This is a genomic window from Streptomyces sp. NPDC047525, assembly GCF_040643025.1.
Taxonomy (GTDB): domain Bacteria; phylum Actinomycetota; class Actinomycetes; order Streptomycetales; family Streptomycetaceae; genus Streptomyces; species Streptomyces durmitorensis.
This window is the reverse complement of the sequence record NZ_JBEYTL010000001.1, coordinates 702,482-725,825: the sequence shown is the minus strand read 5'-3', so window position 1 is coordinate 725,825 and position 23,344 is coordinate 702,482. Positions and strand designations below refer to the sequence as shown.

Sequence of the window (23,344 nt, the reverse complement as noted above, 5' to 3'; positions counted from 1 at the left end):
CTCCCGGTCGCCCCTTCGCTATGCCGCCTCCTTCGCTATGCCGCCTCCTGCGCGATCGCGGCCCTGCGCGGCTCGGCGATCGCCTCGTAGTCCGCGGTCCGCAGCGCCAGCGAACGGTCCAGGCGCGCCGCGTTGAAGAACAGCTCGTCGTGGGCGAGCAGCGCCGGATCCACGACCAGTTCGAGCTCGGGGTCGAAGGAGAACGGCAGGATCGTGCCGCTCACGCTGCCCGCGAGCCGCTCGGCCGCCTCCTGCGTGGCGAACCCCGCGTACGTGCCGCCCAGGAGCTGCTTGACGGCGTTCAGGTCGACGCGGCGGTCGCCGGGCACCACCGCGAGGACGTACCGCTTCGTCTTCTTGCCGATCTTCACCATCACCACGATGCACTTGGCGGCCTGCTGGAGCGTGTTGCCCCGCAGCGCGCTCACCGCCTCCGTGGCGCCCTCTTCCTCGTGCTCGATGACGCGGTACGCCGCGCCCCGCTCCTCGAGCAGCCCGATCAGCTTGGTGTACAGGTTGTGTTCGCTCATGTGCAGGACCGTACGTCAGGACGTCAACTCAGCGGCATCCGGGGGAATTTCCGCCTGCTCGCGGCTGCGGCCCGCTCGGCCTCCTCCGCCTTCACGACAGCGGCGTACTTGTCGACGTACTCCTGCCCCGAGAGCCCGAGGATCGCGTACATGATCTCGTCCGTGACCGCGCGCAGGACCGCCTTCTCGTTCTCCATGCCCGCGTAGCGCGAGAAGTCCAGCGGTGCGCCGAAGCGGATGGACACCTTCTGGAAGTTCGGCATCTTCTGTCCCGGCGGCTGCGCCTCGAACGTGCCGATCATCGCGCACGGGATCACCGGCACCTGCGCCTTGAGCGCCATCGCGGCGACGCCGACCTTCCCCTTGTAGAGGCGGCCGTCGTGCGAGCGCGTGCCCTCCGGATAGATGCCGAGCAGCTCCCCCTTGCGCAGCACGCCGAGCCCCTCGCGGATCGCGGCCTGGCCCGCCTCCTTGCCGGTGCGGTCCACCGGGATCTGCCCGGCGCTGTGGAAGAACGCGGCCGTGAGACGGCCTCTGACGCCGGGGCCCGTGAAGTACTCGGCCTTCGCCAGGAAGGTGATCCGCCGCTTGATGATGGCGGGCATCAGGAAGTGGTCCGAGAACGAGAGGTGATTGCCCGCCACGATCGCCGCGCCGGATTCCGGAATGTGCTCGAGCCCCTCGATGCGCGGCCGGAACATGAGCCGCAGCAGCGGCCCCAGGACGACGTACTTGAGCAGGTAGTAGAACACCCGTTGCTCCTTGACGTAGGTGGACCGGCCTGGGTGCTGCGTCGTCGCAGGTCACGGGTCCTCGCGCAGCGGTCAGTTTAGGTGCGACATCCCTAAGGGAGAAGGGAGCGAAGCCGGGTGGACCCGGTCCCTCGGCCGACGGGAACGGCGGACAGGACGCCATCCGGGCCCCGCTCCGGCCTCGTACGGGTGAGCGCCCGGCGTGTCGACCGGGCGGGCGGCGCGTGCGGGGGGTGGCCTGGCGTCTCTTTGACGCAGTCCGACGCAGCTCTCCACGCAGCTCTCCGACGCAGCACGTCACCGTCCCAGGAGGTCCCCATGAGGTCTCGTCCCACGTCCCGCCTGCGCCCGGTCGCGGCCACCGCCGTCGCGCTGATCTCCCTGGCCGCGGCCGCGCCCGCCCACGCGGCCGAGGGGACGGCTCCCCCCGCCCGGTCGAGCGGCATCTTCCTCACCGTCACCGGTCAGGACAACGCCTGGGTCCGCGGGGTGCTGCTGGACTGCGTGACCCGGCAGCCCGGACACCATCCGCACGCGGCAAAGGCCTGCGCGGCGATCGACAAGGCGCGCGGCGACTTCGACGCCCTGCCCGCGAAGTCGGGGATCTGCACCAAGCAGTACGCCCCGGTCACCGTGAGCGCGACGGGGGTCCACCGCGGCAAGCCGGTCAGCTGGAACAAGACATACGGCAACGCCTGCGAGATGGGGTACGCGATGGGCGCCGTCTTCCGCTTCTGACAGGCTTTCGCCTCGGACGGGCCCGACGCGGTCCCCGGTGTCCCCGCGCGGCGCCCCTCAGGGGGTGCTGCGCGAAAGCACCATCGCCAGTGTGAGCATCCCGATGACGACCCAGCCGAACCACAGCCAGCCGTTGCTTCCGAGCGCGACCGTGTACGCGGTCACCGCGACCAAGCCTCCGATGGTGAATACACCCATCGTCTTCGTAGAATCAGGCATCGCCCTGCCTCCTCCCGGCAGCCCCGACGCCTCGACGCCAAGACCGCGGCCTGAGACCATCCTCGCCTGCGAAGACCCTTTGCCGCTAGCGGCCGCGCGCGGCCAGTGATGCCAGATAGGCGTTGTACGCCTCCAGCTCCTTGTCGCCGTCACGGTCCGCGGCCCGGTCCGTACGCCGTGCCTGGCGCTGTTCGGAGCGGTACCACTGGAAGAGCAGCGCGAGCAGCACGAGCACCGAAGGCACCTCGCTGAACGCCCAGGCGATGCCGCCGGCGGCGGTCTGATCGGCGAGTGCGTCGATGCCCAGGGAGGCGGGCGGGTTCTTGTACGTGCCCACCATCGGCTCGGATGCCATCATCAGCGCGATGCCGAAGAACGCGTGGAAGGGCATGCCCGCGAACAGCTCCAGCATCCGCATGATGTAGCCGGGCCGGTGCGGGCCCGGGTCGACGCCCATGATCGGCCAGAAGAAGACGAGGCCGACCGCGAGGAAGTGCACCATCATCCCGATGTGGCCCGCCTTGGACCCCATCAGGGTGTCGAAGATCGGCGTGAAGTACAGCGCGTACAGGCTCGCGATGAACAGCGGGATGGTGAACGCGGGGTGCGTGATGATCCGCATGTAGCGGCTCTGCAGGATCCACAGCAGCCACTCGCGCGGGCCCTTGTGGCCGCGGGCCGCGACCGGCAGCGCGCGCAGCGCGAGGGTGATGGGGGCGCCCATCAGGATCAGGATCGGCGAGAGCATGCTGATGACCATGTGCTGCACCATGTGCACGCTGAACATGACCATGCCGTAGTCGTTCAGCTTGGTGCACATCACGAGCAGGATGGTCAGGACGCCCGCCACGAAGGAGATGGTGCGGCCGACCGGCCACTTGTCACCGCGCCGTACGAGCCGGACCACGCCCCAGCCGTAGAGCGCGAGCGCCACCAGGCAGCTGATCAGGAAGAAGGGGTCGGCCGAGAGCTCGAGCCCGCGCCCCAGCGTGAACGGCGGCAGATCCATGTTCATGCCGTGCCCGCTGTGATCCATCCACTGGCTCCTGATTCGTGCGGTTGTGCGCTGTGTGTCCGCACCAGACTAGAACGGCCCCCGGACGCCGACGCGTCCGGGGGCCGTTCCTTGAGCCGTGAAACAGAGTCTGTCTCTAGAGGACGCACTCCGCCTCGGCGTAGCGCTCTTCCGGCACCGTCTTCAGCGTCTCGACGGCCTCGGCCAGCGGCACCATCGTGATGTCCGTGCCGCGCAGCGCCGTCATCTTGCCGAACTCGCCGCGGTGCACGGCCTCCACGGCGTGCCAGCCGAAGCGGGTGGCGAGCACACGGTCGTACGCGGTGGGGGTGCCGCCGCGCTGGACGTGCCCGAGGATCACCGGGCGCGCTTCCTTGCCCAGGCGCTGCTCCAGCTCGCCGGAGAGCCGCGTGGCGATGCCCGCGAACCGCTCGTGGCCGTACATGTCCTTGGCGCCCTCGTCGAACTCCATCGTGCCCTCACGGGGCTTGGCGCCCTCGGCGGCCACGACGATCGCGAACTTCTTGCCCGCCGAGAACCGTTCGCCGACCTTCTGCGCCAGTTCCTCGATGTCGAAGGGACGCTCCGGCACGACGATCGCGTGCGCGCCCGCGGCCATGCCCGAGTGCAGCGCGATCCAGCCGGTGTGCCGGCCCATGACCTCGACGATCAGGACCCGCTGGTGCGACTCGGCGGTCGTCTTGAGGCGGTCGAGGGCCTCGGTCGCCACGCCGACCGCGGTGTCGAAGCCGAAGGTGACGTCGGTGACCGCGATGTCGTTGTCGATCGTCTTGGGCACCCCGACGATCGGCAGACCCGCGTCCGACAGGAGCCGGGCGGCCTTCAGGGTGCCTTCGCCGCCGATCGGGATGACCGCGTCGAGGCCCAGGTCGGCGAGGTGGCCCTTGGCCCGCTCGACGCCGTCGCGCAGATGCGCGGGCTGGACCCGGGACGAGCCCAGAATCGTTCCGCCACGCGCCAGAATGCCGCCCACCGCGTCCAGGTCGAGCTTGCGGTAGTCGCATTCGAGCAGACCACGCCAGCCGTCGTGGAAGCCGATGACCTCGTCGCCGTGGTCGACGACGGCGCGGTGCACGACCGAACGGATGACGGCATTCAGACCGGGGCAGTCGCCGCCGGAGGTGAGGACACCAATGCGCATAGCCCGGGAAACCTTTGCAACGTGGGCCGAAGTCCGGACCACGTCGTCCGGCTGGAACCCCGCCACCCTATAGGCGGGAGGGGGCGGGGCCGCATCGGGCGTCCGACTGCTGGACTGTGCCGCTCACCTGTGCGGCACGGGCTTCAGGCGGGCTGCTGCGCCGCGTTCATGCGCTCGGCGCGCAGCGCCTCGTACCAACGGTCGTCCGTCGGCGGCAGCGCGTTCACGTCGAGGGCCAGCTTCAGGAGCAGGTCCGCGATCAGCGGGTTGCGGGCGAGGACGGGGCCGTGCATGTACGTGCCGAAGACGGTGCCGTTGTACGCGCCCTCGGTGCCGTCACCCGTGCCGTTGCCCCGGCCCAGCGTGACGCGGGCGAAGGGGCGCGCGGACGGGCCGATGTGCGTGATGCCCTGGTGGTTCTCGAAGCCGGTCAGCGGGGGCAGGCCCAGCTGCGGGTCGATGTCGCCCAGGACGTCGCCGACGCACCGGTCGCCCTCGCCGCGGGTGGAGATCACGTCGAGCAGGCCGAGGCCCGGCTCGCGCTGGCCGAGGTCGTTGATGAACTCGTTGCCCAGGATCTGGTAGCCCGCGCACACCGAGAAGACGATCGCGCCGTTGCCGACGGCCCGCTGCAGACCGCCGTCGCGGCGAAGCCGCTCGGCCGCCAGGCGCTGCGGGCGGTCCTCGCCGCCGCCGATCAGGTAGATGTCGCCGGAGGTGGGCACCGGCTGGTCGCTGCGCACGTCGTAGCGCTCGACCTGGAGGCCGCGCTGGTGGGCGCGGCGCTCCACGACCAGGGCGTTGCCCTGGTCTCCGTACGTGCTGAGCAGGTCGGGGTAGACCCACACCAGCCGCAGGCTGTTGTCGCTCATGCTCATTCGTCCCTACGAGGGTCTAGAGGGTCCGGTGGTCTCAGTTGCCGACGCGGCGGCGCAGGTCCTGGAACGCGGTGTAGTTCGCGATCGTCTCGATCCGTCCGGGCGGCGCGAGCTGCACGGCCTCGTCGAGGGACTCGCAGACCCGGAAGTCCAGGCCCGCGACCTCAAGACGCACGGCGAGGTCCAGCTTGCGGTCGCCGAGCACGAAGATCGGGTGACCGGCGAGGCGGGTGTAGTCGACGTCCCACAGCCAGGAGGTGTCGGTGCCGTCGGCGCCACGGGCGTTCACGGAGAGCACCACCGGCGTGGGCGGCGGGTCGATCAGCGAGAACGTCTCGAGCCAGCCCGCGGGGTTCTTCGCGAGCAGCAGCCGCAGGTCGCGGCCCTGGAACTGCACGACGTCATAGCGTCCCGCGACGGCCTGCACCTGGTACATCCGCTCCAGGGCGACCTGCGGCGGCACGCCGAAGACGGCGGCGACGGCGGCTGACGTGGTCGCGTTCGCCTTGTTCGCCCGGCCCGGCAGCTGCAGATGGATCGGCCAGGCCGATCCGTGCGGGTCCAGGACGTGGTCACCGGAGAGCACCCAGCTGGGCGCGGGGCGGCGGAAGCCGCACTCGCCGCAGAACCAGTCGTCCCCGGGGCGCTGCATCACACCGCCGCAGGAGGGGCACGACCAGGCGTCGTCCTTCCACTCCTGGCCCGCGGCCACCCACACCACGTTCGGCGACGAGGAAGCCGCCCAGACGACCAGCGGGTCGTCCGCGTTCGCGATCACGACCGCCTTGGATCCCGCCAGGCCCTCGCGCCAGTTCTCCGCCATCATGCGGGTCTCCGCGGCACGGTCCAGCTGGTCGCGCGAGAGGTTGAGCAGCGCGATCGCCTTCGGCTCCACATCACGGGCGACACCGGCGAGGTACTTCTCGTCGACCTCGATCACGCCGAACCTGGCGTCCGAACCGCCCGCGAGGGCCGAGGTGATTCCCGCCGGCATGTTCGCGCCAAGCGCGTTCGACACCACGGGCCCACTGGCGCGCAGCGCCTCGGCGAGCAGCCGGGTCGTGGTCGTCTTGCCGTTCGTGGCGGAGACGAGCACCACGTCCAGGTGCGTGGCAAGACGCCCGAGCAGGTCGGGGTCGAGCTTGAGTGAAACGCGGCCGCCGATCACCGATCCGCTGCCGCGGCCCGCCGCGCGCGACACCGCCGCGGCCGCCTTGCCCGCCGTCACGGCCAGCTTGGCCCGCGGCGACAGCGGGTCCGTGTTGCCTGCCATCAGTTCTGGATCCTCCTTGCGTACGGCGCCGCGTCTGCCCCCGGCAACGCGATGAACCTCAGCCTATCGAGATCCATTGTCAAGGCCGAACCGCGGCACCACCCCGACCCCGGGGCTTTCCAAGGACCGTACCCTTGCGGCCATGCGAAGCGGCTCGATCCCGGGCGCCTCAGGGCGCGTACGACCCCTGACCCTGCTCGGTGATCCCGTGCTGCACAAGGCCTGTGAGGAGGTCACCGACTTCGGTCCCGAACTGGCCCGGCTCATCGAGGACATGTACGCCACGATGTACGCCGCCCAGGGAGTGGGCCTGGCGGCCAACCAGATCGGCGTGAACCGGCGGGTCTTCGTGTACGACTGCCCGGACGACGACGATGTGCGCCACCTCGGGTACGTGGTGAACCCGCGCCTGGTGGAGGCGGACGGCATCATCGTGCGCGGCCCGGAGGGCTGTCTCTCGCTGCCGGGCCTCGAAGCGAGCACCCCGCGCTTCGACCATGCCGTGGTGCAGGGGGTCGACGCGCTCGGTGAGCCGGTGCGGGTGCACGGCACGGGCTGGTTCGCGCGCTGCCTCCAGCACGAGTGCGACCACCTGGAGGGCGGCGTGTACACCGATCACGTCACGGGCTGGCGGCGGCGCAGGGTGCTGCGGGCCGCCGCCAAGGCGCCCTGGAACGGCTGACCTTCGGCGGCCCGCCGGTCCTCAGAAGCCGGGGCCGCCGATGCGGTTGCCCGCCGCGGCGAGCCGCCCCCACAGCAGGTCGGCCAGGCTGCTGACCAACTCCGCGCGCGGGCACGGCCGTTCGCCGAGCCACCAGTCGCCGGCCGCGTGCATCATGCCGACGATGCCGTGGCCCCACACGCGCGCGAGCTGCGCGCTGCCGGGGCCGAGGTCGACCCGCTCCTCGATGACCTGGGCGAGCTCCTCGCCCATGCGGCGAAGGACGGGGGCGGAGTGGAGCCCCACGTCGAAGCCGCCCTCACCGGGTGCGGAGCCGTCCGAGGGGTGCATGAGGAAGCGGTAGACCTGCGGGCGGGCCTCGATCGCCGCGAGGTAGGTGTCAAGGGTCTGCTCGACCCGCTCCCTGCGCTCGGCCGGGGCGTCCAGGGCGGCGCGCAGCGATTCGAGGAGTGCGTCGGTGTGCCGCTTGGCGAGCGCGGCGTACAGTCCGCCCTTGTCGCCGAAGTGCCGGTAGAGGATCGGCTTGGTGATGCCCGCCTCGGCGGCGATGGCGTTCATCGAGGCGCCGGGCCCGTCACGAAGCACCACCCGGTCCGCGGCCTCGAGCAGCTCGCGCCGCCGGCGCTCGGCAGACCGCTGCTGATCGGTCTGCTGTGTGGTGGTCTCCATAGCGTTTCTCTCCCCGCCCGTGCGATTGCGCCCCGCACGCGCAACGTAACACCCCGCGCGGTGCGCCCATCGAACGGGCGGCCGGGAGTTGACATCGGCTACCGGCCGGTAACAGACTCCAGTTACCGCAAGTAACGTACGTCTTCACCGCAGGTCCTGGAGGGGTCATGGCCGAGTTCACCATGGAGCTCAACGACGAACAGAAGGAGGTCCGGGACTGGCTCCACGGGTTCGCCGCTGATGTGATCCGTCCGGCGGCCGCCGAGTGGGACGAGCGCGAGGAGACCCCGTGGCCGATCATCCAGGAGGCCTCGAAGCTGGGGATCTACTCCCTGGACTTCTACGCCCAGCAGTTCTTCGACCCCACCGGCCTCGGCATCCCGATGGCGACCGAGGAGATCTTCTGGGGTGACGCGGGCATCGGCCTGTCCATCATGGGCACGGGCCTGGCCGCCGTGGGCGTCCTCGCCAACGGCACCGAAGAGCAGATCGGCACCTGGATCCCGCAGATGTACGGCGACGTGAACGACGTCAAGGTCGCCGCCTTCTGCTCCTCCGAGCCCGACGCGGGCTCCGACGTGGCGGCGATGCGCACCCGCGCCGTCTACGACGCGGCCAAGGACGAATGGGTCCTCAACGGCACGAAGACCTGGGCCACCAACGGCGGCATAGCCAACGTCCACGTCGTCGTCGCGGTCGTCGACGCGGAGCTCGGTTCCAAGGGTCACGCCTCCTTCATCGTCCCGCCGAACACCCCCGGCCTCTCCCAGGGCCAGAAGTTCAAGAAGCACGGCATCCGCGCCTCGCACACCGCCGAGGTCGTCCTGGAGGACGTCCGCGTTCCCGGTCACTGCCTGCTCGGCGGCAAGGAGAAGCTCGACGAGCGCCTCGCCCGCGCCCGTGAGCGCGCCAAGACCGGCGGCGAGCGCGTGAAGAACGCGGCGATGGCCACCTTCGAGGCGTCCCGCCCGGCCGTCGGCGCCATGGCCGTGGGCACGGCGCGTGCCGCGTACGAGGAGGCCCTCGAGTACGCCAAGACGCGTACGCAGTTCGGTCGCCCGATCATCGACAACCAGGGCATCGCCTTCCAGCTCGCCGACATGCGTACGCAGATCGACGCGGCCCGTCTGCTCGTCTGGCGCGCCTCGTGGATGGCGAGCACGGGCAAGAAGTTCGAGTCGGCCGAGGGCTCCATGTCGAAGCTGTACGCGAGCGAGGTCGCCAAGAAGGTCACCGCGCAGGCGGTGCAGATCCTGGGTGGCAACGGCTTCACGCGTGAGTACCCGGTGGAGCGCATGCACCGTGACGCCGCCATCTACACGATCTTCGAGGGCACGAGCGAGATCCAGCGTCTGGTGATCGCGCGTACGTTGTCGGGAATGCCGATCCGCTAACGCGCGGTCCGTACGTGAAGCATCCGCCCCTGTCGCTCCCGCGGCAGGGGCGGTTCTCGTGTGCGGCCCCTGGCGGCTCCCGCCCTCGGGAGAGATGGACAGGCAGACTTGCAAGGTAACCTGTCTATCTCGTACGGTGGCGCACATGAGCGCACCCTCTGACGACACGGATCCCGAGCGGATCGCCGCCGATCTGTCGAACGTCGTGCGGCGACTCGTGCGGCGCCTGCGCGGCGTGACACCGGCGACCGGACTCAGCCCCACGCAGCGTTCCGTGCTCGCCCGCCTCGACCACGCGGGCCCCGCCACCACCGCGAGCCTGGCCCGCGAGGAACTCGTCCGGCCCCAGTCCATGCGGCTGACCGTGGGCGCCCTGGAGGAGATGGGGCTCGTCGAGCGGGCCCCCGATCCCGACGACGGGCGGCAGTCCGTCGTCTCCGTGACCGATCAGGGGCATCGCACCCTCACCGAGATGCGGGCCGCCAAGCACGACTGGCTCTCGACGGTCCTCGCCGACGGACTCGACCCGGCGGAGCGCCGCCAACTGGCCGATGCCATCGTGCTGTTGGAGCGGTTGGTGCAGAAGTGAGGGCGGAGCAGGACGCCCCGGCCCGCCCGGCGGCGGGCGGGCGTCCCGCCTTCGGGGCACGGCTCACCGCGCCCCTCCTGCTCGGCTCGCTGCTCAACCCGCTCAACACCACGATGATCTCCACCGCCCTGGTGGCGATCGGGCACGACTTCGGGATCGGCGCCGCCGACACCGTCTGGCTCGTGTCCGTCCTCTACCTCGCGAGCGCCGTCTCCCAGCCGGTGCTAGGCAAACTCGCCGACACCATCGGGCCGCGCCGGGTCTTCCTCGGCGGGCTCGTGGTCGTCGTCGCCTCCGGGCTCGTCGGCACGCTCGCCCCGGGCTTCGGCTGGCTGCTCGTCTCCCGGCTGCTCCTGGGCATCGGCACCTCCGCCGCCTACCCCGCCGCCATGGCCGTCCTGCGCGACGAATCACGCAGGCTCGGCAGCCCGACCCCGCGCACCGTCCTCGGCAGGCTCTCCTTCGCCGCGCTCGGCAGCGCGGCCATCGGACCGACGCTCGGCGGGCTCCTCGTCGCGACCGCCGGATGGCGCGGCATCTTCGCCGTCAACGTCCCCGTCGCACTCCTCGCGTACGGCGCGGCGCTGCGCTGGATACCCGCGGACCCGCCGCGCGGGCAACGGGCGGGAAAGAGCGCGGCGGGCGGCCTCGACCCGCTCGGCACCCTGCTCTTCACCGGGGCGCTGACCTGCCTCGTCTTCTTCCTGCTCGACCTGGCGCACCCCCTGTGGTGGCTGCTCGCCCCCGTGGCGGCGCTCTCCGCCGTGCTGACCTGGTGGCAGCTGCGCCACCCGCACCCCTTCATCGACCTGCGCATGCTCGGCCGCAACCACGCCCTGGCCCGCACCTATCTGCGGCACGGCCTGAGCTACCTCGTCGTGTACTGCGTGATGTACGGCTTCACCCAGTGGCTGGAGGAGGCGCGCGGCCTCTCGTCCCTCCACACCGGGCTCGTCATGCTCCCCATGTCCCTTGCCGCGCTGGCCTGTTCGCTGCTCGGCGCCCGCACGAAGGGCATCCGCGCGCCGCTGGGCATCGCCTCCGTCCTCCTTGTCGTGGGCGGCGCGCTGCTCTTCTTCACCTCGGGCACCACACCGCTCGCGGTGCTCCTCCTGGCCGGCGCCTGCTTCGGCATCCCGCAGGGCCTGATGGGCACCAGCAACCAAGCGGCCGTGCAGAGTTTCGCCCCGGCCGACGCGATCGGCTCCGCCGCCGGGCTGCAGCGCACGGCCCAGTACATCGGCGCCATCGCCGCGTCCGGCCTGATCGGCCTCGCCTACGGGCAGCGGGCCGACGACGCCGGACTGCACCTGATGGCCGCCGTGGGCGCCGTCCTCGCGCTCGCCCTGGTCGCCCTGACCTTCACGGACCGGGCCCTGCGCGCCCGCCCCTGACCAACTCCCCACTCCCGACTCCCGGCCCCACCCACGCAAGAGAGAGATCCGCACCATGACTGCCACCACCCTGGACCCCACCACGGCCCTCGTCCTCGTCGACCTCCAGAAGGGCATCACCGCCCTGCCCACGGCCCACCCCGCCGCACAGATCGTCGAACGGTCCGCCCGCCTCGCCGACGCCTTCCGCGAGCGCGGTCTGCCCGTCGTCCTGGTCCGGGTCACCGGCGGCGCCCCCGGCCGCACCGAAGGCCCCGCCCGCGGCGGCGACGTGCCAGCGGACTGGGCGGACCTGGTCCCCGAACTCGGCCGCCGGGACAGCGACATCGTCGTCACCAAGCAGCAGTGGGGCGCCTTCTACGGCACCGACCTCGACCTCCAGTTGCGCCGCCGCGGCGTCACCCAGGTCGTGGTCGCCGGTATCGCCACGAGCATCGGTGTCGAGTCGACGGCCCGCGCGGCACACGAGCACGGCTACCACGTCACGGTCGCCGTCGACGCGGTGACCGACATGGACGCCGACGCGCACGCCAACAGCGTGGAGAAGATCTTCCCGAGGCTCGGCGAGACCGACACGGCGGAGGCGATCGCGAAGCTGCTGTAGGCGGCTTTACGGCGCGTACACGTCGCTAAGGAACGTGCACGACGCTACGGCGCGTACGCATTTCTACGGCGCATACACATACGGCGTCGTCACACTCAGCGGCACGAACCCGAGGCGCTCGAGGATCGGGCGGCTGTCGTCCGTGGCGTCCACCTGGAGGTAGCGGAAGCCGCGTTCCGCGGCGATGCGGGCGCGGTGGGCGATCAGGGCCCGGTAGATGCCCTTGCCCCGCCACTGTGGCGCGGTGCCGCCGCCCCAGAGGCCGGCGAAGTCGGTGCCCGGGCAGAACTCCATCCGCGCCGAGCTGACCGGTTCGTCGCCCGCCATCGCGACCACCGCGACGATGGTGTCCGGGGTCTCGGTCAGCTGGGTCAGGACCCGCTTGGCGAGGCGTTCGCCGAGTCCCGAGCCGTCCTCGCCGAACGCCACATCGTGGGCGTCCGCCATCAGTTGCACACCGGACGCGTCCGTCACCGGGAGCAGACGTACCCCTTCGGGCAGTACGGGCTCCGTGGGCAGGTCGGCGACCTCGGCCACCAGGACGGTCTCCGGCGGCTCGGGGACGAAGCCCGCGGCCCGGAGGCGGTCGGCGAGGTCGGTGGGGCGGTCGTGGGAGTGCAGCTTCCACTCGAACTCGCGGCCGAGAGCGGTGTAGTGGCGCACCTGCTCGGCGATGACGGCATCCGCCGTGGTCGCGTCGACGTCCGCCCAGTGGACGCCGTTCCAGTCGTGTTCCGCGCCGGTCTGCCGGACGACGGCCCCGGCTCGTTCGACGCGCGCGCCGGGACTGTCCGTGTGGGCGTCGCGCCGGAGCTGCCGGTCGTACGCCGCGAGTACCGCTTCGTGGTCCATGCGGGCACTTCAGCAGCGACTGCGGGGCGCGGCAACCGAATTAGCACTGGTGGCGCTCTGGTCCGCGCGGATGAGGGGGCACGTGGGCGAGCCCATGGCCATGGTGGGTGGGGAAGCTTCTGGTCACGCCTGCCAGTGACAGCGCAGCGCCGCGGTGGCGAAGCCGGGCCCGAAGGCGACCATGATGCCGCTGGCGCCGTCGGCGGGGGGAGCGGCGTGGGTGCGCTCGAGGACCCTCAGGACGCTGACACCGCCGAGGTTGCCCTCGTCGGCGAGGGTGTCGGTGGCGTGGCGGGAATCGTGCGGGGTGAGGCCGAGGGCGGCGGCGGTGTCGGAGATGATGCGGGGGCTGCCGGGGTGGATGACCGCGAAGTCGGGCTTCTGGGCGCCGTGCCAGTCCAGGACAGCGGGCAGCACGTCATCGGCGGCGGTGAGGGCCTTCTTGGTGGAGTCGAAGTGGAATCCGTCGGTGGCGATCCGTCCCTGGTAGCGGTCGAGGCTGTCCGGCAGGACGTACTCGAGGCTGTCGTGGATCGCGATTCCGGGCTCTGATGGTTCGCTGGTGAGAACAGTCGCGGCTGCGGCATCGCCGAACAGCGCCTTGTAGATCATCGATTCGATCGTGGTGTCAGCATGGTTGTAGACAGTGGAGATGACCTCCGCGGCAACCACCAGAACCTTGCTGCCAGGACGGGCGGTCACGAGGTCGGCGGCGCGGAGCAGGGCCTGGGCGCCCCCGGCGCAGGCCAGGGTCGTCAGCGCGATTCGGCGGACCGTGGGGCGCAGTCCCAGCCGGGCGACGAGGTGTACGTCGAGGTTCGGCACGGCCCAGCCGGTGACATGCGCGGTGACGATCGCGTCGATGTCCTGCGCCACCAACCCGGCGGTGTCGAGGGCCGCGTGGGCCGCGCGTTCTGCCATGGTGACGGCGTCCTGGAAGGCGGTCTCGGCCCGCGCGCTGATGTCGGATCTGCCCGTGATGACGGGGGAGTCGATGGGGCGCGTGAAATAGCGAGTGTGAACACCGCAGTTGCCCACGACACGGAGTATCGCGGCTAGCCGAGGGTGGTCGGGGTGGTGCACACGTATATCGTCCGCGATCTCGGCGGTGGTGACCTTGTGATCACCGAACACGGTCTGGGGTCTTGACGCATAGGCGGGCACGAGGTGACTCCCACTTGGCTGGTTCGGATGTGGGGGGCGTGCGGCACAACGTACTTCACCGCGCTGAACTGGTCCCCCTCCGGCAACCGGAGTCTTCGAGGATGTGCTGTGTCGTCAGCGAGCCCTCAACATGGGAGCGCGCGTGTGGGCACGCTTCTCGCCGGGGTGGAACACCATGATGATCAGCCGGGCGCCGGGCGCCGTCATGGGCTGCGCCGCGCACATGGTCAGCCAGCCGGGCCCTTGTTGGGCATGGTGCAGGGGACGCTCGTCGCCGTCCGGGTGCGAGAAGAAGTCGCTGGCTCCATAGAGGGGAGCGGCCTCAGGGTCTTCGAGGACTTCCTTCTCTATCTGGCGCAGGACTTCGTCGTCCGGTTGCGCCGCGAGCGCGGCACGCAGCTGGGGCAGGACCATGGGTGCCCAAGCCGTGTGCCAGTTCGTCAAGGTCTGGCGCCCGACCGAGTCGAGGAGCATCCAGCGCATCGTGTTGCCGGGCACGTTCCCGCGGGGGAACAGCTCGGCGAAAGGCTTGTTGTAAGCGAGCATGTCCCACGACGAGTCAGTGACGTATGCCATGTGCCCGATGCTCTCGACGGCCTCCTGCCACACCCCGGGGATCTCCTTGCCCGACGATGCGTGGAGCGGCCCTGGAGGCTCTTGCAGCAGCGCGAACCGGCAGAGCGACACCCACTCCTGCTCGTTGATCCCGAACAGCAGCGCTACGTCCCGCAACAGCGAGACAGGCGGATTGGGGTAACTGCCCGACTCCAGACGGTGATACGTCCCGATGGCGCGGTGCAGCAGCTGGTCGACCTGGTGCTGGGAGAGGCCGCGGGCCCGTCGCCCCTGGCCCGTGGGGCGGCTGAAGCCGTGCGATTCGGGGGCAATGAGGGCGCGTCGTTCGCGGAGCAGAGCGCGGAGCGCCGTCTTGTTCATGGTGGGTAATCCCTCTTGGTACACGCCGAGTTGAGCATCAGCAGTCTAAATATTCTCACCAGCTTTGGTAGTAAAGATTGCCCGAAGAAAAACGATCAGTCGATGCTGCATCATGGACGGAGCGGGACCACCGACCTGCGAGTTCCATCGTCGGTGGGCACGCGGACACAAGTGTGGGGCATCTTGACCGGGGAGCTTGAAATTGGCTGAAATTCCTCGGCGTTGGGTACCCCCTAGGCCCATTGGGTCGCTGCGGGAAGAGTATGGATCGGTTGTTCGTATTCCGATGTGTGTGGTCGGAAACGTCGCACTCGGGACGTACGACGCATGACTTCCCGCATCGGTTCCTGGGTCCACTGGCTGCGGCCGGTGCCGTCACTCGCCATTACGTAGCGGCCACGGTACCGGCCGCCCGCGGTTGTCCCGGGCGGTTCGGCCAGGTGGTGGGTCATCGGCTCATCCAGCCGGAAGCTGCTCCTCGGCCTGGGCCAGGATCTCCGTCACGCGCAGTCCGAAGCGCACGTCGCAGGCGTGCGGCTGTCCGGACCGCACCGAATCGACGAGCGCGCCGACCGCCGAGCCGAACGCGTCGAGCGCCCCGCCCCCCGACGGCATCAGCGCAATTCCCGCCTCGCCGCGCAGCTCCACCGTCACCCCCGAAGCCTTGGCCGGCGTGGTCAGGCTCAGTGTCGCCGTGCTCGAAGCCCCGCCGCTGTGCCGCAGGATCAGATGGACCAGATCCGCCTGGCCGGCCGCGGCCGTCACGTCCGTGACATCGCCGAGCACCGGCATCAGGACGGACAGGGCGTGCGGGCCGACGTCCCACAGGCCACCCCGCTGCGCCCGCCACGGCGAGGAGAACGGGCTGGTCCCGTCCGGTGAGTAGAACGAGCCGTACCAGTCGGCGCGCCCCGTGAACCAGCCCTCCGTCGCCGCCTGCTCCGACACCCAGGCCGACGTCGGCCCCGCGAAGCGCAGCGTGAAGAAGACCACGGACGCCACCTGGGCCGCCTCGGCCGCTGCCGCGAGGTCATGTGCCGCGGCCACCGTCGTCGCCACCGGCTTGTCCAGGAGCAGATGACAGCCCGCCGCCGCGGCCCGTGCGGCCAGCGGCGCCTGCACGTCCGGCGGCACGGCGAACGCCACGGCGTCGCTCGCGGCGAACAGCTCGTCCACGTCCGCGTAAGCCGTGGTCCCGTGCGCGGTGGCCAGAGCGTCCGCCGCGTCGGGCCGGCGACCCCATGCGCCGCTGAACTCCACGTCCGGGTGCGCGGCGAGCGCCGGAGCGTGCGTGGACGAGGCCCAGGGGCCCGTGCCGACCAGTCCAATTCGCAACATCTTCATGGGCCGCATTATGGCTGACTCCATACCGTCGCGGGCCGCGACGGCCAGTGCCCACAAGGCGGTTGGCCGCTCTTCGCTGTTGTGTCCACATCGCGGATGGCTTGATTTCGTATCCGAACTCAGCGGCAGTGAAAGCCCATTCACCCGCTATGGTGAATTCTCATTCACTTCGTTTCGTCCGTCATTCGCTTCTCTGCACTTCGTGTCCGCGCTGGAGTGATCATGAAGCTCGTCCCGATTTCTTCCGCAGATAGCGCAGGCATATGCGCCCGCCTGACGGTCCCGGTCCTGGCCTTCGGCGGCATTCTCATGGCGATCACGCAGACGGTGGTCGTGCCGCTGCTCCCCGATCTGCCCCGCCTGACGGGCAGTTCACCGGGCGCGGTGTCCTGGCTGGTCACCGCCACGCTCCTGGCCGGCGCCGTTCTCACGCCCGTGCTGGGCCGGGCGGGCGACATGTACGGCAAGCGTCGGGTGCTGCTCGCCGCGCTCGGCCTGATGACCGTGGGCTCGACGCTGTGCGCGCTCACCTCCGACATCCGGCTGCTGATCGCGGCCCGCGCGCTGCAGGGGGCCGCGGCGGCCGTCGTACCGCTGTCGATCAGCATCCTGCGGGACGAACTCCCGCCGGAGCGCACCGGATCGGCGGTGGCGCTGATGAGCTCGACGGTCGGGATCGGGGCGGCGCTCGGCCTGCCGCTCGCCGCGCTGATCGTGCAGTACGCGGACTGGCACGCCATGTTCTGGGCCACGAGCGCGCTGGGCGCCATCGGACTCGCCCTCGCCTGGTGGACCGTACGCGAGTCGCCCGTCCGCTCGCCCGGGCGCTTCGACACGTGGGGTGCGCTGGGTCTGGCCGCGGGTCTGGTCTGCCTTCTGCTCGCGGTGTCGCAGGGCGGTCAGTGGGGGTGGGGCAGCGCGCCCGTGCTCGGCCTGTTCGGCGGTGCCGTCGTCGTCCTCGCCGTGTGGTGCCGACAGCAGCTCCGGTCGAAGCAGCCCCTGGTGGATCTGCGTCTGGCCGCCGGACGGCGCGTGGCGCTGCCGCACGTGGCGGCGCTGCTCGCCGGGTTCGCCTTCTACGCCAACTCGCTGGTCACCGCCCAGCTGGTGCAGGCGCCCGTCGCCAGCGGCTACGGCCTTGGCCTTTCGATCGTGGCGACCGGGCTCTGCCTGCTGCCCAACGGCGTGATCATGCTGGTGCTCTCGCCCGTGTCGGCCCGCGTGTCCACCGCGTACGGCGCCCGCGTGACGCTGGCCATCGGGGCGGGCGTCATCGCGCTCGGCTATGTCGTGCGCATCGTCGACAGCCGTCACCTGTGGGTGATCATACTGGGGGCGGCCGTGGTCTCGGTGGGCACGACGTTCGCGTACTCGGCGCTGCCCACCCTGATCCTGCGGGCGGTGCCCCTCGCGCAGACCGCGTCGGCGAACGGTGTGAACGTCCTGATGCGCACGATCGGGCAGAGCGTGTGCAGCGCGGCGGTCGCCGCCGTGCTCGTGCGGCACACCACCGTGCTCGACGGGGTGCATGTGCCGACCCTGCCCGGCTACCGGCTGGCCTTCGCCATGGCCGGAACCGTCGCACTCGTCGCCTGTGCCGCGGCCGTCGCCATACCCTCGGACCCATCGCCGGACGACCCCGCAGCGGACCGCCGGCCGGCCAGGACCCCTGCACGAGACGGCCCTGGAAGGAAGAAGCTGACGCCGTGAACATCTCTGACGCCATGACCGCAGCGGCCTCCGGCGCGGCACCGGAACCCGGGGCGTGTGCCACGGGACCCGCCCGCCGCGACGCCGAGGCGACGAAGGCCGCCATCATCCGCGCCGCCCGCTACCTCCTCGCCCGGCACGCGCACGCCGACATCACGCTCAAGGCGGTGGCCGAACGGGCCGGTGTGAGCCCGCCGTTGATCCTCAAGTACTTCGGCAACAAGGACGCGCTCTTCGCCCGCATCATGTCCTTCGAGGCCGACGCCGATGCCCTGCTCGACGCGCCCCTCGCCGCACTGGGCCACCACATGGTCCACCACCTGCTGACCGGCCAGGCGGAGCACGGCGCCGACCCCATCCTGCGGATCGTCTTCGCCCCGCTCCACCGTGAACAGGGCGACACCCTGCGCACCAACTTCCGTACGCAGGTGGTGGAGCGGCTCCGCGAGCGCCTCGAAGGGCCGGACGCGGGCGTGCGCGCGGAGCTCGCGGTGGGCACGCTGCTCGGTCTGGGCGTGATGTACGGAATAGCCCGCGGACCGCACGTGCGCGGCACGCCGATCGACGAGATCACCGAGCGGTACGCGCCCACCGTGCAGGCCTTCCTCACCCCTCCGTGAGGACCCCTCCGTGAGGAACCCCCGTGAGGACGACGTCCGCCGCGCGCCTCCTCGCCACGCTCCGGGTGCGCCCGCTCGTCGACGTACAGTCCCTGGAGGCGAGGAATCCGACGACCTCCGGAACGGAGAGCACGCATGAGTGACGCGACTGAACGCCCGGCCCTGGCGCGCGAGTTGGGCATGGAGCCGCACCCTGAAGGGGGCTGGTTCGTCGAGACCTGGGTGTCGGACCACTCCTTCACGCCCCGGGGCTACCCCGGTCTGCGGTCCGCGGCCACCGCCATCTACTTCCTGCTCTGCCCGGGAGAGGAGTCCCGCTGGCACGTGGTGCGCTCCGGCGAGATCTGGCTCTGGCACCGCGGCGGTCCGCTGGACCTGCGTCTGGGAGGTGACGGCGAACTCCCCAAGGAGGGCGCGGCGCCCATGCGGCTGGGCCCGGGGGTCGAGCACGGCGAGCGCCCGCAGATCCTGGTGCCGGGCGGTGTGTGGCAGGCGGCGCGCCCGGCCGGTGACGATCCCGTCCTGGTGAGCTGCGTCGTCGCGCCCGGCTTCGACTACGCGGACTTCCGGCTGGCGGACTGACGCGGCGCGGCCGGGGCTGCTTGCGCGGTCGTGGACGCGTCCCGAGGCGAGCACACCACCGTGGCCGCCGGTTCCTTCCCCCGGTGCACGACGGCGACCGCCGCGAGCCCGACCGCGAGGCCCAACGCCGTCTGTACGCCGAAGGGTTCGCCGAACATCAGGGCGCCCCACAGCGCCGTCACCGGAGCCATCAGGAACATGAGCGTGTTGACCTGCGTGACCCCGGAGCGCCGCAGGATCAGCCAGTAGAGCCCGTACCCGCCGAAGGTGGAGAGCGTCACCAGCCAGCTGATCGCCACCCAGAACGACGCCTCCGCCGGCGGCACCGCGGCGCCCGCGCCCACGGCCAGCGCCGTGAAGATGACGGCGCTGGTCACGCAGTGGACCGTCATGGAGACCGCCGGGGCGACCTGACGGGGGGAGCGGCGGTCCAGGAAGGTCGCCGCGACCAGCGAGAACATCCCGAGGAACGGCACCAGATAGGCCCACCAGGGAGCGTCCGTGCCGCCCGTGGCGTCCGCCGCGGTCACGATGACGACCCCGGTCACACCGAGCCCGAGGCCCACCCACTGCGTGCGCGAGACGTACTGGCCGAGCAGCGGCCCGGCCAGGGCGCCCGCCACCAGCGGCTGGGTGCCGTCGATCAGGGCGGTGGTGCCGCTGGAGACGCCGAGCTGTATCGCGTAGTACACGGTGAGCAGATAGCCGCTCTGTGACAGTGCCCCGACCGCCGCCTGCCGCAGCGCGTCGCGTGCCGTGAGCCCGCGCCAGGACGCCCGCGCCACCGTGAGGGCGACGAGGGCGAGCACGAGGGCCAGCGGCAGGAAGCGCCACATCAGGACCGTCACCGCGGAGGCGCTGCCGGCGCCCAGTTTGGCCCCGATGAAGCCGGAGCTCCAGGTCAGTACGAACGCGATCGAGAGCAGGACGTTCATGGCGTTCCTCCGATGGCGGCTGAGGTCCCGACAGTGCCGTCGGGAGCGGACGGCGGAGTAAACAGATCTGTCTACTCCCTTCGACTATACAGATCGGTTTACTATGGAGGTATGGGTGACAGGGTGAGTGAGATCGCGAAGGCCGCCACGGGCTCCGGAAGCGCGCCGCGGAGGATCGCCATGACGCCGGGTGCGCGGCGCGCACTGGACGCCGCGAGCGCGCTGTTCTACGACCGCGGCATCCATGCCGTCGGCGTGGACCTCATCGCCGCCGAGGCCGGGGTCACCAAGAAGACGCTGTACGACCGGTTCGGCTCCAAGGAGCAGATCGTCGTCGAGTACCTGGCGGCGCGTGACGAGCGCTGGCAGGCCTTCCTCGCTCCGTACGTCGAGGCCGCGGCCACCCCGCGGGCCAGGATCCTGGCCGTTTTCGACGCCTCGCGCGACTGGGCCGAAGCGAACAGCGTCAAGGGGTGCAGCATGGTCAACGCGCACGCCGAGATCAGCGACTCCGCGCACCCCGCGTATCAGGTCATCACCGGCCAGAAGGCCTGGATGCTCGCCCTGTTCACCGGCCTCGCCCGCGACGTCGCTCCCCGGGGAGCGACGAGGCTCGGCCGGACGCTCATGCTGCTGCACGAGGGCGCCCTGGTCGCGCACGGTCTGCGCATCTTCCCGGACGCGATCGGCCGGGCCCGCGACGACGCGGCGGCGCTGCTGCGTGACGCTCGCCGCGCTGCCCCCAATGCCGAGTAAAAGTGCAGGTGAGAGCCCCTTTGGGGAACTCTTTGCCGTTGGCCGGAATCCGCCGTTCCGTGTTACCGGCTCATTGACCGTACGCAGTCGTGAGGCACACGCTTGCCATATAGCTGCTGTCTACACCTAGTTCGTCGGGTGGAAGCGCAGAGGCAGCGTGAAGCAGGAGGTAGCGCATGTGTGGCATTACTGGCTGGGTCTCCTTCGACCGTGATCTGCGGTCCGTCTCCGGCACCTTGGACGCGATGACCGAGACGATGTCCTGCCGCGGCCCCGACGACCGCGGCACCTGGATCGAGGGCCCCGCCGGACTCGGGCACCGCAGGCTCGCCATCATCGACCTGCCCGGCGGGCGCCAGCCCATGACCGCGCGCATGCCGCGCGGCACCGTCGCCCTCGTCTACTCGGGGGAGACCTACAACTACACCGAACTGCGCCGCGAACTGACCGGGCGCGGCCACCGGTTCACCACCGACTCCGACACCGAAGTCGTCCTGCGCGGCTATCTGGAGTGGGGCGAGGCGGTCGCCGAACGGCTCAACGGCATGTACGCGTTCGCGGTGTGGGACGGCAGGGACGACAAGCTCGTCATGATCCGTGACCGGATGGGCATCAAGCCCTTCTACTACTACGAGACCCCGGACGGCGTCCTCTTCGGCTCCGAGCCCAAGGCGATCCTCGCCAATCCGCTGGCCCGCGCCCGGGTGACCGCCGACGGTCTGCGGGAGCTCTTCACCTTCGTCAAGACGCCCGGCCACGCCGTGTGGGACGGCATGCACGAGGTGGAGCCCGGCACCGTCGTGACCGTCGACCGCTCCGGTCCGCGCCGGCACGTCTACTGGCGGCTCGAGACCCGGCCGCACCCCGACGGCCGGGATGAGTCCATCGCCAAGGTGCGCGAGCTCCTCGACGACATCGTGCGCCGCCAGCTCGTCTCGGACGTGCCGCGTTGCACGCTGCTCTCCGGCGGCCTCGACTCCTCGGCGATGACCGCGATCGCCGCGCGTCAACTCGGCGAAGCGGGCGAGACCGTACGCAGCTTCGCCGTCGACTTCGTCGGCCAGAGCGAGAACTTCGTCGCCGACGCGCTGCGCTCCACCCCGGACACGCCCTATGTGCACGACGTGGCCAAGGCCGCCGGCACCGATCACCGCGACATCGTCCTGGACTCGCACGCCCTCGCCGACCCCGAGGTCAGGGCCAAGATGATCCGCGCCCGCGACCTGCCCATGGGCTTCGGCGACATGGACGCCTCGCTCTACCTCCTCTTCCGGGCCATCCGGGAACACTCGACGGTCGCGCTCTCCGGGGAGTCGGCGGACGAAGTCTTCGGCGGCTACCTCCAGTTCTTCGACGAAGAGGCGCGCGACGCCGACACCTTCCCCTGGCTGGTGAAGTTCGCCGAGCACTTCGGCGACGACGCGGACGTCCTGCGCCCGGACCTGACCGCGGCCCTCGACCTTCCCTCGTACATCCAGAAGAGTTACGACACGGCGGTCGCCGGCATCCAGCGCCTCGGCGGCGAGAGCGACTTCGAGTACCGGATGCGGAAGATCTCCCATCTGCACCTGACCCGGTTCGTGCGCGTCCTGCTCGACCGCAAGGACCGCGCGAGCATGGCCGTCGGCCTGGAGGTGCGGGTGCCGTTCTGCGACCACCGCCTTGTCGAGTACGTCTACAACGCGCCGTGGTCCCTCAAGTCCTTCGACGGCAGGGAGAAGAGCCTCCTGCGGGAGGCGACCGCGGACGTCCTGCCGCGCTCCGTGTACGACCGTGTGAAGAGCCCCTATCCCTCCACGCAGGACCCCAAGTACGCGACCGCCCTCCAGGAGCACGTCAAGGACCTCCTGGCCAAGCCCGGCCACCCGGTCTTCGATCTGGTCGACCGTGACCGGGTGGCGCGGGCCGCGGGACGCGACGTACCGCAGATCACCCAGGCGTCCCGGCGTGGCCTCGAACGCACGCTGGACCTGGCGCTCTGGCTCGACCTGTACAAGCCGGAGATCACCTTGACCTGAGCGTCACTGCCCCGAGCAGCTGCGGACCGTCGGCTGCGGTGGCACCCGCTCCTCGTCCGGGGCGGGCTCCACCGCGGTCGCGAGCGTGTCCAGGAAGCGCTGGAGCGCGGGTGCGCCACCGGGGCCCAGGCTCCGGCGGACGGGCGGCACGGCAGCCGGTGCGCCGGAGCCGCGCCGGGCGCCGGTGGTGGGGCAGGGGAGTTCCGTGGCGTCGACGGTCACGGCCCGGCGTATGAACTCATCGACCGGGAGGCCGAGTTGGTCCGCGTTGCGCTGGACCGCTTCGTACTCGTCGGGTGTGAACAAGACCTGCACAGGCTTGGCACCGTCCATGAACGCATGATGCCGTCCGGGGGGTGCGCCGCGCGGTGCGGTTGGCATATTCGCGCTCGAAGGCGTGAAACGGAACGGGATGGACATGTCCGGTCGGAAATAGAGGTAGGCCCCGACCGGACGGGGGAATCGCGATCGGGACCTACGTACTGTTCAACGGTGAACCAATAGCTTGTGTTCCCAGGTCGGACCCTT

Annotated in this window: 25 protein-coding genes; 11 read left to right on the top strand and 14 right to left on the bottom strand. The window is 70.6% G+C overall.

What is annotated here, in order from left to right; genetic code table 11:
* Positions 1 to 35: 35 nt before the first annotated feature.
* Together ABZ833_RS03440 and ABZ833_RS03435 are read right to left on the bottom strand one after the other, a co-directional pair.
* Positions 36 to 530 (bottom strand): YbaK/EbsC family protein, encoded by a 495-nt coding sequence (locus tag ABZ833_RS03440; protein ID WP_361040391.1) that lies wholly within the window; start codon positions 528 to 530, stop codon positions 36 to 38.
* A gap of 23 nt (positions 531 to 553) precedes the next feature.
* On the bottom strand, positions 554 to 1,282 hold the full coding sequence (locus ABZ833_RS03435; protein ID WP_361040388.1) for a lysophospholipid acyltransferase family protein: 729 nt from the start codon (positions 1,280 to 1,282) through the stop codon (positions 554 to 556).
* Between the two features lie 318 nt (positions 1,283 to 1,600).
* On the opposite strand from ABZ833_RS03435, the gene ABZ833_RS03430 reads away from it, so the two are divergent.
* The gene (locus tag ABZ833_RS03430) at positions 1,601 to 2,020 is read left to right on the top strand and encodes an SSI family serine proteinase inhibitor (protein WP_361040386.1); all 420 of its coding nucleotides are present in this window, start codon (positions 1,601 to 1,603) and stop codon (positions 2,018 to 2,020) included.
* A 57-nt stretch (positions 2,021 to 2,077) separates the two neighbouring features.
* Here ABZ833_RS03430 and ABZ833_RS03425 read toward each other — a convergent pair whose 3' ends face one another.
* The 5 genes from ABZ833_RS03425 to ABZ833_RS03405 all read right to left on the bottom strand — a co-directional run bounded on the left by ABZ833_RS03425 (position 2,078) and on the right by ABZ833_RS03405 (position 6,567).
* Positions 2,078 to 2,239, bottom strand: a complete 162-nt coding sequence (locus tag ABZ833_RS03425) for a hypothetical protein (RefSeq protein ID WP_190078913.1) — start codon at positions 2,237 to 2,239, stop codon at positions 2,078 to 2,080.
* 85 nt (positions 2,240 to 2,324) lie between these two features.
* Positions 2,325 to 3,275 (bottom strand): cytochrome c oxidase assembly protein, encoded by a 951-nt coding sequence (locus ABZ833_RS03420; protein ID WP_361040384.1) that lies wholly within the window; start codon positions 3,273 to 3,275, stop codon positions 2,325 to 2,327.
* A 115-nt stretch (positions 3,276 to 3,390) separates the two neighbouring features.
* Positions 3,391 to 4,416, bottom strand: a complete 1,026-nt coding sequence (locus ABZ833_RS03415) for a 6-phosphofructokinase (RefSeq protein ID WP_361040382.1) — start codon at positions 4,414 to 4,416, stop codon at positions 3,391 to 3,393.
* A gap of 143 nt (positions 4,417 to 4,559) precedes the next feature.
* On the bottom strand, positions 4,560 to 5,288 hold the full coding sequence (locus tag ABZ833_RS03410) for a glutamine amidotransferase (RefSeq protein WP_361040380.1): 729 nt from the start codon (positions 5,286 to 5,288) through the stop codon (positions 4,560 to 4,562).
* 40 nt (positions 5,289 to 5,328) lie between these two features.
* Positions 5,329 to 6,567 (bottom strand): MurT ligase domain-containing protein, encoded by a 1,239-nt coding sequence (locus ABZ833_RS03405; RefSeq protein WP_344519320.1) that lies wholly within the window; start codon positions 6,565 to 6,567, stop codon positions 5,329 to 5,331.
* A 142-nt stretch (positions 6,568 to 6,709) separates the two neighbouring features.
* Here ABZ833_RS03405 and def point away from each other — a divergent pair, with 142 nt between their 5' ends.
* A complete protein-coding gene (def, locus tag ABZ833_RS03400) occupies positions 6,710 to 7,249 on the top strand; it encodes a peptide deformylase (RefSeq protein WP_361040377.1) in 540 nt (179 codons plus the stop codon).
* A gap of 21 nt (positions 7,250 to 7,270) precedes the next feature.
* Here the strand turns inward: def and ABZ833_RS03395 are convergent, their stop codons facing one another.
* Positions 7,271 to 7,918, bottom strand: coding sequence for a TetR family transcriptional regulator (locus ABZ833_RS03395; protein ID WP_361040374.1), 648 nt, complete (start codon positions 7,916 to 7,918; stop codon positions 7,271 to 7,273).
* Positions 7,919 to 8,085: 167 nt separating this feature from the next.
* On the opposite strand from ABZ833_RS03395, the gene ABZ833_RS03390 reads away from it, so the two are divergent.
* From ABZ833_RS03390 to ABZ833_RS03375, 4 genes are all read left to right on the top strand, one after another.
* Positions 8,086 to 9,312: an acyl-CoA dehydrogenase family protein gene (locus ABZ833_RS03390; RefSeq protein WP_249585947.1), complete on the top strand. Its 1,227-nt coding sequence runs from the start codon at positions 8,086 to 8,088 to the stop codon at positions 9,310 to 9,312.
* A 145-nt stretch (positions 9,313 to 9,457) separates the two neighbouring features.
* Entirely contained in the window at positions 9,458 to 9,901 is a 444-nt protein-coding gene (locus ABZ833_RS03385; protein ID WP_361040372.1) for a MarR family transcriptional regulator, read from the top strand.
* On the top strand, positions 9,898 to 11,295 hold the full coding sequence (locus ABZ833_RS03380; protein ID WP_361040369.1) for an MFS transporter: 1,398 nt from the start codon (positions 9,898 to 9,900) through the stop codon (positions 11,293 to 11,295). Before ABZ833_RS03385 ends, ABZ833_RS03380 begins: the two co-directional genes overlap by 4 nt.
* A 55-nt stretch (positions 11,296 to 11,350) precedes the next feature.
* Positions 11,351 to 11,899 (top strand): isochorismatase family protein, encoded by a 549-nt coding sequence (locus ABZ833_RS03375; RefSeq protein ID WP_361040367.1) that lies wholly within the window; start codon positions 11,351 to 11,353, stop codon positions 11,897 to 11,899.
* A 63-nt stretch (positions 11,900 to 11,962) separates the two neighbouring features.
* Here ABZ833_RS03375 and ABZ833_RS03370 read toward each other — a convergent pair whose 3' ends face one another.
* The 4 genes from ABZ833_RS03370 to ABZ833_RS03355 form a co-directional block, all read right to left on the bottom strand.
* Positions 11,963 to 12,751: a GNAT family N-acetyltransferase gene (locus ABZ833_RS03370; protein ID WP_361040365.1), complete on the bottom strand. Its 789-nt coding sequence runs from the start codon at positions 12,749 to 12,751 to the stop codon at positions 11,963 to 11,965.
* Positions 12,752 to 12,874: 123 nt separating this feature from the next.
* A complete protein-coding gene (locus tag ABZ833_RS03365) occupies positions 12,875 to 13,915 on the bottom strand; it encodes a PhlD (protein ID WP_361040362.1) in 1,041 nt (346 codons plus the stop codon).
* A gap of 114 nt (positions 13,916 to 14,029) precedes the next feature.
* On the bottom strand, positions 14,030 to 14,851 hold the full coding sequence (locus ABZ833_RS03360) for a helix-turn-helix domain-containing protein (RefSeq protein WP_361040359.1): 822 nt from the start codon (positions 14,849 to 14,851) through the stop codon (positions 14,030 to 14,032).
* Between the two features lie 456 nt (positions 14,852 to 15,307).
* Positions 15,308 to 16,195 (bottom strand): Gfo/Idh/MocA family oxidoreductase, encoded by an 888-nt coding sequence (locus ABZ833_RS03355; RefSeq protein WP_361040357.1) that lies wholly within the window; start codon positions 16,193 to 16,195, stop codon positions 15,308 to 15,310.
* Positions 16,196 to 16,417: 222 nt separating this feature from the next.
* Between ABZ833_RS03355 and ABZ833_RS03350 the strand changes: the two genes are divergently transcribed.
* The 3 genes from ABZ833_RS03350 to ABZ833_RS03340 all read left to right on the top strand — a co-directional run bounded on the left by ABZ833_RS03350 (position 16,418) and on the right by ABZ833_RS03340 (position 19,107).
* Complete coding sequence (locus ABZ833_RS03350) at positions 16,418 to 17,905, top strand: MFS transporter (protein ID WP_361040354.1); 1,488 nt, start codon at positions 16,418 to 16,420, stop codon at positions 17,903 to 17,905.
* 14 nt (positions 17,906 to 17,919) lie between these two features.
* On the top strand, positions 17,920 to 18,525 hold the full coding sequence (locus tag ABZ833_RS03345) for a TetR family transcriptional regulator (protein ID WP_361041330.1): 606 nt from the start codon (positions 17,920 to 17,922) through the stop codon (positions 18,523 to 18,525).
* A 135-nt stretch (positions 18,526 to 18,660) separates the two neighbouring features.
* Positions 18,661 to 19,107 carry a cupin domain-containing protein gene (locus ABZ833_RS03340; RefSeq protein WP_361040351.1) on the top strand — a complete coding sequence of 149 codons (447 nt, stop codon included), beginning with the start codon at positions 18,661 to 18,663 and terminating at the stop codon, positions 19,105 to 19,107.
* On the opposite strand, the gene ABZ833_RS03335 is transcribed toward ABZ833_RS03340, so the two are convergent.
* Positions 19,080 to 20,042 carry a DMT family transporter gene (locus ABZ833_RS03335; protein ID WP_361040349.1) on the bottom strand — a complete coding sequence of 321 codons (963 nt, stop codon included), beginning with the start codon at positions 20,040 to 20,042 and terminating at the stop codon, positions 19,080 to 19,082. The two genes, ABZ833_RS03340 and ABZ833_RS03335, sit on opposite strands and share 28 nt — an antisense overlap.
* Positions 20,043 to 20,222: 180 nt before the next feature.
* Between ABZ833_RS03335 and ABZ833_RS03330 the strand changes: the two genes are divergently transcribed.
* Together ABZ833_RS03330 and asnB are read left to right on the top strand one after the other, a co-directional pair.
* Positions 20,223 to 20,798 carry a helix-turn-helix domain-containing protein gene (locus ABZ833_RS03330; RefSeq protein WP_361041327.1) on the top strand — a complete coding sequence of 192 codons (576 nt, stop codon included), beginning with the start codon at positions 20,223 to 20,225 and terminating at the stop codon, positions 20,796 to 20,798.
* 176 nt (positions 20,799 to 20,974) lie between these two features.
* The gene (asnB, locus tag ABZ833_RS03325; RefSeq protein WP_361040346.1) at positions 20,975 to 22,816 is read left to right on the top strand and encodes an asparagine synthase (glutamine-hydrolyzing); all 1,842 of its coding nucleotides are present in this window, start codon (positions 20,975 to 20,977) and stop codon (positions 22,814 to 22,816) included.
* 3 nt (positions 22,817 to 22,819) lie between these two features.
* Here the strand turns inward: asnB and ABZ833_RS03320 are convergent, their stop codons facing one another.
* Positions 22,820 to 23,149, bottom strand: a complete 330-nt coding sequence (locus tag ABZ833_RS03320; protein ID WP_361040343.1) for a hypothetical protein — start codon at positions 23,147 to 23,149, stop codon at positions 22,820 to 22,822.
* Positions 23,150 to 23,344: the final 195 nt, after the last annotated feature.